A 12,454-nucleotide genomic window follows, 5' to 3' on the forward strand; every position below is an offset into this window, starting at 1 on the left:
TCCGCCTCCGTCACTCCCGCCGGCCAAGGGCCGCTTGCTCTATCAGGATTTTCTCATGACGGAAGCCCGCTACGACGTTCTCGGCATCGGTAATGCGATCGTCGACATTCTGGCGCGGGCGGAAGAGGACTTCCTGGTCGAGCAGCAATTGTCCAAGGGCTCGATGCGGCTGGTCGACATGACCGAGTCGAAGCGGCTCTACGCCGCCATGGGTCCTGCGATCGAGGCATCGGGCGGCTCGGCCGGCAATACCGTCGCCGGCGTCGCCTCGCTGGGCGGCAAGACCGCCTTTGTCGGCAAGGTCGCCGACGACGAGCTGGGCGCGATCTATGGCCACGACATGCGTTCGATCGGGGCCACCTTCGACGTGGCGCCGCTGGTCGGCGGCGCGCCGACGGCGCGCTGCATGATCTTCGTCACGCCGGATGGCGAGCGGACGATGAACACCTATCTCGGCGCCTGCCATGCGCTGACCCCGGACGACATCGACCCGGTGCTGTTCGCCGATACCAAGATCACCTATTTCGAAGGCTTCCTCTGGGATGCGCCCTCGGCGCGCGACGCCTTCTTCAAGGCGGCCGACATCGCCCATTCCGCCGGAAGGCAGGTGTCGCTGACGCTTTCCGACGCCTTCTGCGTCGACCGCTTCCGCGGCGATTTCCTGCGCCTGCTGCGCGACGGCACGATCGACATCCTGTTCGCCAACGAGGTCGAGCTGAAGTCCTTCTACGAGACGTCGAGCTTCAACACGGCGCTGAAGGCGCTGCGCCAGGATTGCCGCATCGCCACCGTGACGGTCGGCGCCGAGGGCTCCTATGTCGTGACGCCGGACGGCATCGAGCATGTGCCGGCCACGGTGGTGGAGGACGTGGTCGACACGACCGGCGCCGGCGACCTCTACGCCTCGGGCTTCCTCTACGCCGTCGCCAAGGGCCTCGACCTCCGGACGGCGGCGGCGCTCGGCTCGCTGGCGGCCGGCGAAGTGATCAACCATATGGGCCCGCGCCCGGCGACCTCGCTGATCGACCTCGCCCGCCAGTCCGGCTACGCACTCTAGTTTTCCGCAGCGGATAGGGTGCCGCGCCCCCCCGAACCGTAGCGGCGCAGGGCGGTGGTGCTTGGGGCCGTTCGGAGTGGGGTGAGGTAGGCGGCTCAGAGTTTTCCCCAGCCCCGAATTATCCCGAACGATCGCATCGTCTCGTGATTGACAAGCCCCCGGCCTCCCCGTATTCATCCCCCCGCGCCCAGATGGCGGAATTGGTAGACGCGCACGGTTCAGGTCCGTGTGACGAAAGTCGTGGAGGTTCGAGTCCTCTTCTGGGCACCAATTTCACGCAAAAAGCCCCGTATTCCGAACAGGATGCGGGGCTTTTGCTTTTTGGGATCCTCGCGGCTGCCCACCTAGTCGCTGGCGCCGTTGAGCCATGGCCGCCAAGCAGCGCCGCATTTCGAACCGCTGCGGATAAGCCGTTAGACGAGCTTAGAACGGACTCCCCCAGCACCGCCGAGATGCAGGAGGTTGCATCCACGCCGAGCCCCCTCTCTGACCCAGCATTGCGAGCGCGAGCGCGAGCAGGGCCGTCAGGGCCCCAGTTCAGCAACCAGGAAGCCCGGCCGCCGCTCAATGCGCATCTTGCGCCAGCGCATCAAGGAGATTGGCGACGGCGCGCACGGTCGAGCGCTCGACCGAGGCGTCGGTGAAGCCGCCGATATGGCTGGTCAGCACCACCTTCGGATGATCGAGCAGCGGCGAGGGAGCCGGCGGCTCGGTCTCGAACACGTCGGTCGCGTAGCAGGCCACTTGTCCGGAATCGAACGCCCGGAGCAGCGCCTCGGCATCGACCAGACCGGCGCGCGCCGTGTTGACCAGCACCGTCGCCGGCTTCATCGCGGCGATCCGCTCGGCCGTGAGCAGCGGCCGGCCGTCCTCAGGCAGCGGCGCGTGCAGGCTAACTGCGTCGACGCCGGTCATCGCCCCGTCGAGATCGACGCGGGAAAAATTCGAATGGACGATGCGGTCGGCATTGGCGAAGGGATCGTATCCGCGCACCTTGGCGCCGAGGTCGAGGCAAAGCTGTGCCATCGTCGCGCCGATCGCGCCGAGGCCGACAATGCCGATGGTCGCATCGCACATCTCGCGGCCGATCTGGCGCGGCCATTCACCCTTGCGCATGCCTTCATGCGTCCAGACGATCTGGCGCAGCCCCGCCAGCGTCAAGGCGAGCGCCAGCTCGGCGACGCCGCGCGCATTGGTGCCCTCGGCCCGGCGCAGCTCGATGCCGCGATCCTCGATCGCGCGCAGCGGTAGATTGTCGACGCCGGTGCCATTGCGGCTAATGACCCGCAACCGGTCGGCGGCCTGCAGCACGCGCTCGCTCACCGGCTCGACGCCGGCAAGCCAGCCGACGCAGCCGGGCAGTGCCGCCATCAGCGTCGCCTCGTCGGGGGTGGCACCCGGCGCCGGCATGGCCAGGCTGTAGCCGGCCGCCTCGAGCCTGGCGAGCGCCGGATGGCCGCCCTTCGACAGCGAGCGCGGCGTGATCAGGATCCGGTTCATCGTCAGCGCCCCGTCGCCCGCGCGGCGATGGCGGCTATGGCGTCGAACTCGGGACCGGAGACCGGGATCTCGATGTCGAACACTTCGGCGATCACCTGGGTCCAGCCATGGATGAAATAGGTCCATCCATCCTCGACCTGCAGCTGCCGCTCCTTCTCCTGCGCGTGCGCCTGGTCGAGGAAGACGAGATCGCCGCGATAGTTGAGCTCCCAGACCACGGCCCCCTCGGGAAACACGCCGTTGTCGGTGAGCGGCGAGCCAGGCGCGTCCTTGCCGAGGCCGGTGGCGTTGACGACGAGGCTGCCCGGCTTCAGGCCGGCCAGGATCGCGTCATTGTCCTCCGGCCGGGGCGCCAGCCGATATTCGACCGGGATGTCGGTACCGATGGCACGATGGATCGCCTCGATATGGTCGAGGCGCGCCTGCGAGCGGTTCGAGACGACGATGCGCGAGGGACGGTCGGCGCCGCGCGAGGGCTGCATCAAGTGCCAGGTCAGCGCAATGGTCGAGCCGCCGGCCCCCATCGAGAACAACTCTGCGCCGGTATCGGCGAAATGGTTCGGCAAGAGGAAACCGTCGATCGAGAGGCCCGACGAGATCGGGTCCTTGGCATGGCAGATCAGCCGGCCGCCGCGCTTCGAGAGGCAGCTCGTCTCCTCCATCAGCAGCGCATGCGGGTCGATCTCGTCGAACATGTCACGGCAGGCGGCGAAGAGATCGAGCTTGTGCGTGGTCACCAGCGCGCCGAGCGAGAGCGGATCGTCCCTCAGGAAGGCGACCGCCTCGCGATAACGCTCCGGCTCGTCATGCGGCACGAAGTCGATGCCCTGGATCGCGACGTCGCCGAGGCCGAGATGGCGCGCCCATTCCGGAAACACCTTCATGATCGAGGATTTCGCGGTGGTGACGCCGATGAAATAGAAGGTCGGTCGCGTCGCGGGCTGGTAGCTCATGAGTTTCCCCGGATTTCGGCGATGCGCGCCACGGCGGCGCGCGCATTGGCGGTGATCTTCGGCCAGTTGCCGGCGGCAATGTCGGCGCGCGTGGCGATCCACGTGCCGCCGACGGCGGCGACTTCCGGAATGGCGAGCCAGTCCGCCAGATTGGCCATGCTGACGCCGCCGGTCGGATTGAAGCGGATGCCGGTGTGGAGATAGGGGGCTGCGATGTTCTTCAGCATGGACGGCCCCCCTGCTGGCATGGCCGGGAAGAACTTCACCATCCGGCAGCCGGCGCGAAGGGCTGCCTGGAGGTCGGTCGGCGTCATGATGCCGGGCGCGATAGGAAGGCCGCGTTTGGCGGCATGGGCGAGCACGCCGGCGTCGAGGCCGGGCGACAGGGCGAAGCGGGCGCCGGCATCGGCCGCCTGGTCGAGCTGCGCCTCGTCGAGCACCGTGCCGGCGCCGACCAGAAGCTCCGGCCGCGCCCTGGCGATCGCCTCGATCGTGGCGCGCGCGGCGGCAGTGCGGAAGGTGATCTCGGCGACCGGCAGGCCGCCCTCGATCAGCGCGTCGGCAAGCGGCAGAGCGGCGGCCGGATCGTCGAGCGCGATCACCGGCACCACCGCATGGGCGGAAAGGGCATCGAAGATGGACATGGCACTCAGTCCTGCGTGGCGAGAATGGCGTCGATCTCGGCTTTTGTGCGCGGCCGATAGTCGGCGTTCAGCACGGCTTTCCATGAGGCGCCATCGGCGACGATGCGCGTCGCCATGCCGCCGGAGCGGGCGATCAGCCCGTAATCCTGGCCGGAATCGCTCGGGTAGCAGAAGCTCATGACGAGGGGCGAAGCGCCCGTATTGACCGAGCGGTGGATCCAGAGCGGCGGCACATAGACCATCACGCGCGGTCCGATCTCGAGGATCTTCGTCTCGCCCTCCGGCGATTCGAGCAGCATGAGCCCCTCGCCCGCCTCGCCATAATACGTCTCGGGGCGGTTGCCGATCGCGTGGATATGGCCGCGCGTGACGAAGAACTCGTCGCCGATCCTGCCCGGCTCCATGAAGGTGGTGCCGAAGATCAGATCGCCGCGCGCGGCGGCGGGGCGCACTTCGTGGACGGTGTAGACGACGCGGTCGCCCCCGCGGGCAACGGAGTCCGCGAACGCGGCTTTGTCGGCGTAGATCCCGTCGAGATCGGCGAGGCGCTTCTGGTAGCGGCCGGTGGCGGCGGATAGCACGCCACTGGCCGGATCGATGCGGTGGGATGTGGGGGCAATGGCCATAAGGGTCTCCAAATCGGTAGCAACACTACTCAATCGGTATCGCAATGCAATTGATTTGGATGCAGCTCGATTAATTTCGGATGGTTTCGATACAAATTGATCTTGATACCCGAAAATTATGTAGTATCAGTACGTAGCCGGCGCGGATGGTGTCGGCGCTTGCCGGGCGCAGGCGTCCTCGCCCAACCACGTCGGCCTCGCTCGTCGGGCTACCGAATTTCGGGAAACAAAGCGGCAGATGGCAAAGAGCCAAGCCGCGCTCACCGCTCTGGGAGGAGCTTCATGACCCACACCATCGCCAAGTCGGCCCCGGGCCTGCGCGCATCGTTGCTGGCGCTCGCTTCCGCCGCCGCCCTGTTGACGGCAGCCGGCGGCGCCCTCGCCGAGGACGTTGCACCGATTGCCGGCCGCCCCGAGCCCGTCGCCAACGAGGCCGGCACCAAGGCCAAGATCGCGATCATCGGCTTTGCCAATAATCCCTACTGGGTCGCGGTCCAGAAGGGCGCCGAGACCGCCAATGACGTGCTCAAGTCGCGTGGCGGCGAAGTGCGCTGGATCGTCGGCGGCGCCAATATCGACGTGCCGACCGTCAACCAGGCGATCAATGCCGCCGCCACCCAGGGGTATAACGGCATCGGCTTCTTCATCGCCGGCGAAGGCAATTGCGCGCTGGTCAAGAAGCTCGTCGACGAGAAGAAGATCGCGATGGGCGCCTACAACACCCTGTTCCCCTGCGTTGAAGAGGCCGGTGGCGTCATCAACTATGCCCAGGACCAGGTCACGGCCGGCAAGAACGCTGCCGCGGAACTGATCAAGGCGGTCGGCGACAAGGAAGGCAAGGTCGGCGTCATCGTCAGCCAGTTCACGGCGCCGGGCTCCGAGCAGCGCCGCAAGGGCTTCGTCGAGGGCTTGCAGGGCTCGAAGCTGACCGTCGTCAATGACGGCATCGAGGCCAAGGACTCGGCCGGCGCCACTTTCGCCGCCGCCAAGGACTTCCTGACCTCCACGCCGAACCTCGTCGCGCTCTATGCGACGGCCGGCGGACCGTTCGGCGCGGCCCAGGCCGTCAAGGCGGCCGGCAAGCAGGATGCCGTCAAGGTGATCGGCTACGACTTCACCAAGGAGAATGTCGCCGCGATCCGGGATGGCAGCATGTTTGGCGTCACCGGCCAGGACGAGTTCGGCCAAGGCTACAATGTAGCGATCGCGCTGTTCAACAACATCGTCGCGCAGCAGAAGGCCGAACCGGTTCTGCAGCCGGCCGTCAGCCTGTTCATGACCAAGGAAACGGTGGACCAGCTCGACCCGGACAAGCTCCCGCTCGGCACCGTTCCGAAGCTCTGAGCGAAAAGACTAGAGTTCGTCATGCAGGACCGGGTTGAACGTATGTCCATCGAAGATGAAATCGCCCTCGAGGTCGTCTCCGTCGACAAACGCTTCGGCTCGGTCCATGCGCTTTCGAATGTCAGCATGCGGTTTCGCCGTGGCAGGGTCACGGCCCTGCTCGGCGAGAACGGCGCCGGCAAGTCGACGCTGATCCGCGTCTGCTCGGGCGTCCACCAGCCGGACTCGGGCGAGGTTCTCGTCTCGGGCAAGGCGGAGCGGATGTCCGGATCTCTGGCTGCCAAGCGGATGGGCATCGCGGTGGTGCAGCAGGAGCCGCAGCTCGTCAGCCAGATGACGGTTGCTGAAAACATCTTCCTGGCCCGTCTTGGCTCGCGGGCGGGCACCGGCCTGCATCATCGCACCGGATTGGTCGGGGAAGCGGAGACGCTGCTCGCGGGTCTCGGCCTCGACAAGGAGCTCCCCGATCTCGGTGGCCGCTGCGCCGGGCTTTCGGCGGCCGAACGCCAGCTTGTCGAGATCGCCCGGGCGCTTGCCGCCGACCCGCACGTCCTGTTCCTCGACGAGCCCAATTCCAGCCTGACCCGCAAGGAGACGGACCGCCTGTTCGACATCGTCCGCCGCCTGCGCGATCGCGGCACGGCCGTTGTGCTCGTCAGCCATCGTCTTGGCGAGGTCTACGAAATCTCCGACGAGGTCATCGTCATGCGCGACGGCCGCAAGGTGGGCGAAGGATCGGTCGACGCGCTGCCGAAGCAGCAGGCCATCCAGTTGATGGCCGGCGAGCGCCTGAAGGCGGCGCTCGATCTCGCCGAGAGCGCCACACCGAAGGCGTCGCCCGCCGACGCCGCGCCCGTTCTTTCGGTGCGCGACGCTTCGGGGCTCGCCTTTTCCAATGTCTCCTTCGATATCCAGGCGGGCGAGATCGTCGGCATGGCCGGGCTCGTCGGCTCCGGCCGAACCGAGATCATCCGCGCCATCATCGGCGCCGACCCGCTCTTTGGCGGCGACGTCCGCCTCAACGGAAAGTCCGTGCGCTTCGGCTCCCCCCGCTCGGCGCTGCGCGGCGGCATCGCTTTCATCACCGAGGAACGGCGCACCTCGGTCTTCTACGGCCACAGCATCAGCTTCAACCTGACGTCGAACGTGCTGGAGCGGTTCGGCCACTTCGGCTTTTTCAGCGAACGCAAGCGGCGCGCCTTCGCGCAGGAGAGCGCGAACGAGATCGGCGTGAAGGCCGACAATGTCGATGTCGGCATCCGCACGCTTTCCGGCGGCAACCAGCAGAAGGTGCTGCTCGCCCGGGCGCTCGCTTCCAATCCGTCGCTGCTCATCCTCGACGAACCGACCCGCGGCGTCGACGTGCGCACCAAGGCGGACATGTATCGCCAGATCCGCACCCTCGCGCATGAAAAGGGACTGGCGGTGTGGTTCGTCTCCTCCGAACTCGACGAGATCCTCCAGCTGGCCGACCGCATCGTGGTGGTGCGCGGCGGCGAGGTCGTCGACAGCCTCGCCCGGGGACCGGAGGCGGCCCGGGTCGTCGCATCGGCGCTGGGCGAGAAGATCGAGGACGCCGCGACCACCGTTCTCACATCGGGCATGGCCTGACATGAGCGCCGCGCCCAAGGAGCCCGCACGCAGAGGCGGCCCCGAAACCATGATGAACAAGGGTAATAGGATGAGTATCGCCAGCCTGAAGCGTCTGCCTCTGCTCAGGGGCCAGGAGGCCGGGCTGATCGGCGTGATCCTCGGCCTTTCGATCGCCTTCTCCTTCGTCAATCCGAGCTTCCTGACGACGGACAATCTGCGCAATGTTCTGGTCGCGGTGGCCGTGGTCGGCATCATGTCGATCGGCCAGTGCTTCGTCATCATCGCCCGCGAGATCGATCTTTCCGTTGGCTCGGTGATGGGTCTCAGCGGGCTCTGCGGCGCCTGGCTGATGGCGGCCGGCCTCAATCCGTGGCTCGCCATCGTGCTGGCGATCGGCGTCGGCGCCACCGCCGGCCTGGTCACGGGCCTGATCGTGGTGGTGTTCCGCGTCAATTCCTTCATCGCGACGCTCGGCATGCTTTCGGTCGCGCGCGGCCTGACCCAGGTGATTTCCGGCGGCCTGCCGATCATGGTCGACCCGTCCGTGATGTTCATCGGCCAGGGCACGTTCTTCGACATCCCCGTCCAGGTGCTGATCTTCGTCGGCCTCGGCATCATCTGCCAGTTCATCCTGACCCGCAGCGTGGTCGGCCAGCGCATCGTCGCCGTCGGCGACAATGACGAGGCGGCGCGCCTTTCCGGCATCCCGATCAACACGACGCGCATCGCCGTGTTCGTCGCCAGCGGCGCGCTCGCCGCCATTGCCGGCATCGTCTACACCACGCAGGTCAGCGTGGCGGAGGCCCAGGCCGGCACCGGGCTCGAGCTCGACGTGATCGCGGCCGTCGTCATCGGCGGCGCCAGCCTCTCCGGCGGGCGCGGGTCGATCCTCGGCGCGATGCTGGGCGCCTATCTGCTCGGCGCGCTGCGCAACGCCTTCATCCTGCTGGAACTCTCGCCCTTCCTGCAGCAGATGAGCGTGGGCATGGTCATCGTTCTCGCCGCCATCTTCGACCAATTCCGGCAGGGCTCTTTCCGGCATGCGAACGTCATGCCATCGTTCCTGCACATTTTCCGCTCCCGCACGCGGTAGCGCCGGCCGGATCGGCTCAGGGATCAAATGACGATGCAAACTCACGTCTCCGCCTTTGTGGGCGGGACCGGCAACATCCTCGAAGTTGCCCGTGCTCTGCGCGATGAACTGAGGAAATCCGACCGCAAGGTCTGCGATGCGATCATCAGCGATCCGCGTCGCATCCTGTCCTCGACCGTGGCGGAGACGGCGCAGCTTGCCGGCGTCAGCCAGCCGACCGTGATCCGCTTCTGCAACGCGATCGGCTGCGACGGCTTCCAGGATTTCAAGCTTCGCCTGGCGCAGAGTCTGGCGCTCGGCGTGCCGGCGACCCATTCGGTGATCACCGATGCCGACAGCCCGAACGAAGTCGCGCGCAAGATCTTCGACTACACGATGACCAGCCTCGACTGGGCCCGCAACCGCCTCGACTCGGCGGCGCTGGTCCGTGCCGTGGAAGCGCTGGTGCTGGCGCCGCGCATCGAGTTTTTCGGCTTCGGCGCGTCGGGCATCGTCGCCATGGACGCCCAGCAAAAGTTCCCGATGTTCGGCGTTCCCTGCGGCGCCGAGATCGACTCGCACCAGCAGGTGATGGTCGCCTCGTTGCTGAAGCCCGGCGACGTCGCCGTCGCAATCTCCAATACCGGCACGACCCGCTCGACCGTCGAGGTGGCCAAGCTTGCGCGCGAGAACGGCGCCACCGTGATCGGCATAACCGGCAATGAGGGCCCTCTCGCCGACGCCTGCGACATCGTCCTGCTGACCGAAACGCTCGAAAACACCAACATCTATACCCCGACCATCTCCCGCATCGCCGCCCTTGTCGTCGTCGATATCCTGTCGACGGCCGTGGCGCTGCGGCGTGGCGAGGCGCATGTCGAAAGCTTCAAGCGGATGAAGAAGACCCTGAGCCAGATGCGATCGACTGCCCGGATCTGACGGCAACGACCTTCCGGGACGACCGGCGCGCCGTGGCATCCCATGCCCGGCCTGCCGAGCGAAACCACAACCCCTTAAAAAGCGGCGATCCCATCATGTCCTCTACCCCGACGAGCCTCAGCGCCACCGACCTCGCGCAGAGGATCGATATCAGCGCGGTGCAGGCCTTTCACACCGAGGCGGATGTCCGCGCGCTCGCAGCCCTCGCCATGGAGAACGGCTTCATCGCGGCGCATGCGCTGCCGAACTTCGTGCCGCTGCTCCGTTCGCTCATCCCACAGGGAGGCGCCACGCTGGTCGGCGGGCCGATCGGCTTCCCGTCGGGCGGCCACATGACCGCGATCAAGGCGGCAGAGGCTGCCGCGCTGCGCGAGGCCGGCGCCGACGAACTCGACATGATGCTGAATGTCGGCCGGCTCAAGTCGGGCGACCTCAACTATGTCCGCGACGAGATCGCCGCGGTGCTCGAAGCAGTCGCGCCCGTTCCGCTGAAGGTCATCCTCGAGCTTCACCACCTGACCGATGCCGAGATCGAAACGGCCGCCGACATCGTCGCATCAAGCGGCGCGGCCTTCGTCAAGACCGGCACGGGCTGGACGCCGGCCGCGGCGACGCTGCCGCGCATTCGACGCATCGCCGCCGTGGTGGCGGGACGCGCCGGCATCAAGGCCTCGGGCGGCATCCGCGATCTTCCGACCATCGCCGAGATGGTGGCGATCGGCGTCACCCGCTTCGGCATCAACACGGCCTCGGCCATCGAACTGGTGCGCGGCATCGACGCCCTGCCAGGCCAGCGGCTGGCGATCGTCCCCGTCGGCGAGAAGGCCTGATCCATGGCCCGCACGGTCCTCGCACTCGATCTCGGCACGGGCGGCGTCAAGTCGGCGCTCTACGACGCCAGCGGTGTCTGTCTTGCCGAGCGGGTGCAGACCTATCGCACCTATTTTCCGGCGCCCGGCCTGCACGAGCAGGACCTTGGCGAATGGTGGGATGCGGTCTCGACCAGCATCCGCGCGCTTCTCGGCGCCGAGGGTGTGGATCGCTCGTCAGTGGGCGCGGTCAGCATCTCCGGGCACAGCCTCGGCTGCATTCCGCTCGGAGACGACGATCAGCCGCTGATGCAGCGCGTGCCGATCTGGTCGGATGCGCGCGCCGATATCGAGGCCGAAGCCTTCTTCCGCCGCTTCGACTATGAGCGCTGGTACGGCCTGACCGGCAACGGCTTTCCCGCCCCGCTCTATCCGATCTTCAAGATCCTCTGGCTGAAGGCGAACCATCCCGAGATCTTCGCGCGAACCCGTTCGATCGCCGGCAGCAAGGATTTCATCAACCTGCGCCTCTGCGGCCGCCATGCGACGGACCCGTCCTACGCGTCGGGCAGCGGCGCCTATGACCTGCATGCCCGAGCCTTCTCGGCCGAGATCCTCGATGCCGCCGGCGTCGACCGAGACCTCTTCCCGACAATCGTGCCCTCGACCGCAATTCTCGGCACGATCCTGCCCGGGATCGCCGCCGAGCTTGGCCTGCCGGCCGATCTCGTGGTCGTGGCCGGCGGCGTCGACAACAGCTGCATGGCGCTCGGCGCGCGCACCTTCTCCGAAGGCGATTTCTACGGCTCGATGGGCTCCTCGAGCTGGCTGACGATCTCGTCCGCGAAGCCGGTGCTCGACAGCCGCGTCCGCCCCTTCGCCTTCGCCCATGTCGTGCCGGACCAGATCATCTCGGCCACCTCGATCTTCTCGTCCGGCACCAGCCTTGCCTTCGTCAAGGACATGCTGATGCCGGGTGAAGCCGTCGGCTATGACGAGGTGTTCACGCTGGCCGCCAGCGCGCCCTTCGGCGCCAACGGCCTTCTGTTCGTGCCGACACTCGGGGGAGGGACTAGTTTCGAGGGCGGGCAGGATGTTCGCGGCGCATTCGTCGGCCTCGATCTCGGCCATGGCCGGGCCGACATGCTGCGCGCCACGATCGAAGGCATCGCGCTGGGGCTGCGGGTCGCGCTCGACGAATTGCGACGCCTTGCCGGCGTCAGTCGCAAGATGACCATCGTCGGCGGCGGCGCGCGCAGCGCGGTGATGCGGCAGGTGTTGGCCGACATGCTGGATTGCACGATCGTGAAGACCTCGATCGACCAGCAATCCGCCTCGCTCGGCGCCGCGGCGCTGGCGATGGTGGCGACCGGAAGCTGGTCCGACATGAGCCCGCTTATCCGACTGCACGTGGTCGAGGACCGCCATGAGCCGGACGCCAGAACGGCGGATCTGGCCGGACGAATGGTGCAGGCCTATCGGGCGGCCGCCGAGGCCCAGCGGGCCCTGGCCCCCCTGCTCGCCGGTCTCCGCGCCTGAATGGCGGAGCCGGTCAGGGACAGCATGGCTATCTGATCAACGTCTACCAGCTTCGTCCGGAAAGCCGGGGCGAGGTCTCTGCCGGAGGCGGTCGCGGCAATCGAGGCTGACGACGCCATCCGCGTCGTGCTGGTGCGCGGGCCGGTGGGCGCGCCTTCAGCGCCGGTGCGGATATCCAGCGAATTCGCGCATGGCTACTCCGATCCCGGCCGCACCGAGGCCTGTAGGGCGGCGGTCCGGGCCGCGCAGGCCGCGCTTTCCAGGCTTTCGTCGAGAAGCGGAAGCCGAATTTCGGCTGAACATCGCCCCGCTCAGCCGGAGCGGCCTCGCCCCAGCGGATCGCTTGCCGATCTGATGGCCCAAGCATCGAATGCCGTT

11 protein-coding genes and 1 tRNA gene are annotated in these 12,454 nt (G+C 67.1%); 8 read left to right on the top strand and 4 right to left on the bottom strand.

Annotation, left to right across the window (positions count from 1 at the left end; genetic code table 11):
• The first annotated feature begins 55 nt into the window (after positions 1–55).
• Positions 56–1,057 (top strand): adenosine kinase, encoded by a 1,002-nt coding sequence (locus OSH10_RS19180; protein WP_266333667.1) that lies wholly within the window; start codon positions 56–58, stop codon positions 1,055–1,057.
• A gap of 185 nt (positions 1,058–1,242) precedes the next feature.
• Positions 1,243–1,327, top strand: a tRNA-Leu gene (locus OSH10_RS19185).
• A 294-nt stretch (positions 1,328–1,621) separates the two neighbouring features.
• On the opposite strand, the gene OSH10_RS19190 is transcribed toward OSH10_RS19185, so the two are convergent.
• From OSH10_RS19190 to OSH10_RS19205, 4 genes are read right to left on the bottom strand one after another with little or no spacing between them, the layout of a single operon-like run.
• Positions 1,622–2,557 carry an NAD(P)-dependent oxidoreductase gene (locus OSH10_RS19190; protein ID WP_266333669.1) on the bottom strand — a complete coding sequence of 312 codons (936 nt, stop codon included), beginning with the start codon at positions 2,555–2,557 and terminating at the stop codon, positions 1,622–1,624.
• A gap of 2 nt (positions 2,558–2,559) precedes the next feature.
• Entirely contained in the window at positions 2,560–3,510 is a 951-nt protein-coding gene (locus tag OSH10_RS19195) for a shikimate dehydrogenase family protein (protein WP_266333671.1), read from the bottom strand.
• Positions 3,507–4,154 (bottom strand): bifunctional 4-hydroxy-2-oxoglutarate aldolase/2-dehydro-3-deoxy-phosphogluconate aldolase, encoded by a 648-nt coding sequence (locus OSH10_RS19200; protein ID WP_266333688.1) that lies wholly within the window; start codon positions 4,152–4,154, stop codon positions 3,507–3,509. Before OSH10_RS19200 ends, OSH10_RS19195 begins: the two co-directional genes overlap by 4 nt.
• A 5-nt stretch (positions 4,155–4,159) precedes the next feature.
• Positions 4,160–4,780 carry a glucose-6-phosphate isomerase family protein gene (locus OSH10_RS19205; protein ID WP_266333690.1) on the bottom strand — a complete coding sequence of 207 codons (621 nt, stop codon included), beginning with the start codon at positions 4,778–4,780 and terminating at the stop codon, positions 4,160–4,162.
• Positions 4,781–5,062: 282 nt separating this feature from the next.
• On the opposite strand from OSH10_RS19205, the gene OSH10_RS19210 reads away from it, so the two are divergent.
• The 6 genes from OSH10_RS19210 (at position 5,063) to OSH10_RS19235 (ending at position 12,076) form a co-directional block, all read left to right on the top strand.
• On the top strand, positions 5,063–6,124 hold the full coding sequence (locus tag OSH10_RS19210) for a sugar ABC transporter substrate-binding protein (protein ID WP_266333692.1): 1,062 nt from the start codon (positions 5,063–5,065) through the stop codon (positions 6,122–6,124).
• A 42-nt stretch (positions 6,125–6,166) separates the two neighbouring features.
• The gene (locus OSH10_RS19215; protein WP_266333694.1) at positions 6,167–7,735 is read left to right on the top strand and encodes a sugar ABC transporter ATP-binding protein; all 1,569 of its coding nucleotides are present in this window, start codon (positions 6,167–6,169) and stop codon (positions 7,733–7,735) included.
• A 70-nt stretch (positions 7,736–7,805) separates the two neighbouring features.
• Positions 7,806–8,810, top strand: coding sequence for an ABC transporter permease (locus tag OSH10_RS19220; RefSeq protein WP_266333696.1), 1,005 nt, complete (start codon positions 7,806–7,808; stop codon positions 8,808–8,810).
• 27 nt (positions 8,811–8,837) lie between these two features.
• Positions 8,838–9,728, top strand: a complete 891-nt coding sequence (locus OSH10_RS19225; RefSeq protein WP_266333698.1) for an SIS domain-containing protein — start codon at positions 8,838–8,840, stop codon at positions 9,726–9,728.
• A 95-nt stretch (positions 9,729–9,823) separates the two neighbouring features.
• A complete protein-coding gene (deoC, locus tag OSH10_RS19230; RefSeq protein WP_266333700.1) occupies positions 9,824–10,558 on the top strand; it encodes a deoxyribose-phosphate aldolase in 735 nt (244 codons plus the stop codon).
• A 3-nt stretch (positions 10,559–10,561) separates the two neighbouring features.
• Positions 10,562–12,076 (top strand): xylulokinase, encoded by a 1,515-nt coding sequence (locus OSH10_RS19235; RefSeq protein ID WP_266333702.1) that lies wholly within the window; start codon positions 10,562–10,564, stop codon positions 12,074–12,076.
• The last annotated feature ends 378 nt before the right edge of the window (positions 12,077–12,454 follow it).

The organism is Kaistia defluvii (assembly GCF_026343955.1).
GTDB lineage: Bacteria > Pseudomonadota > Alphaproteobacteria > Rhizobiales > Kaistiaceae > Kaistia > Kaistia defluvii.

Coding starts and splice junctions, on each gene's coding strand:
- OSH10_RS19180 (WP_266333667.1), top strand. CDS start 56: ATGACGGAAGCCCGCTACGACGTTCTCGGCATCGGTAATGCGATCGTC.
- OSH10_RS19190 (WP_266333669.1), bottom strand. CDS start 2,557: ATGAACCGGATCCTGATCACGCCGCGCTCGCTGTCGAAGGGCGGCCAT.
- OSH10_RS19195 (WP_266333671.1), bottom strand. CDS start 3,510: ATGAGCTACCAGCCCGCGACGCGACCGACCTTCTATTTCATCGGCGTC.
- OSH10_RS19200 (WP_266333688.1), bottom strand. CDS start 4,154: ATGTCCATCTTCGATGCCCTTTCCGCCCATGCGGTGGTGCCGGTGATC.
- OSH10_RS19205 (WP_266333690.1), bottom strand. CDS start 4,780: ATGGCCATTGCCCCCACATCCCACCGCATCGATCCGGCCAGTGGCGTG.
- OSH10_RS19210 (WP_266333692.1), top strand. CDS start 5,063: ATGACCCACACCATCGCCAAGTCGGCCCCGGGCCTGCGCGCATCGTTG.
- OSH10_RS19215 (WP_266333694.1), top strand. CDS start 6,167: ATGTCCATCGAAGATGAAATCGCCCTCGAGGTCGTCTCCGTCGACAAA.
- OSH10_RS19220 (WP_266333696.1), top strand. CDS start 7,806: ATGAGTATCGCCAGCCTGAAGCGTCTGCCTCTGCTCAGGGGCCAGGAG.
- OSH10_RS19225 (WP_266333698.1), top strand. CDS start 8,838: ATGACGATGCAAACTCACGTCTCCGCCTTTGTGGGCGGGACCGGCAAC.
- deoC (WP_266333700.1), top strand. CDS start 9,824: ATGTCCTCTACCCCGACGAGCCTCAGCGCCACCGACCTCGCGCAGAGG.
- OSH10_RS19235 (WP_266333702.1), top strand. CDS start 10,562: ATGGCCCGCACGGTCCTCGCACTCGATCTCGGCACGGGCGGCGTCAAG.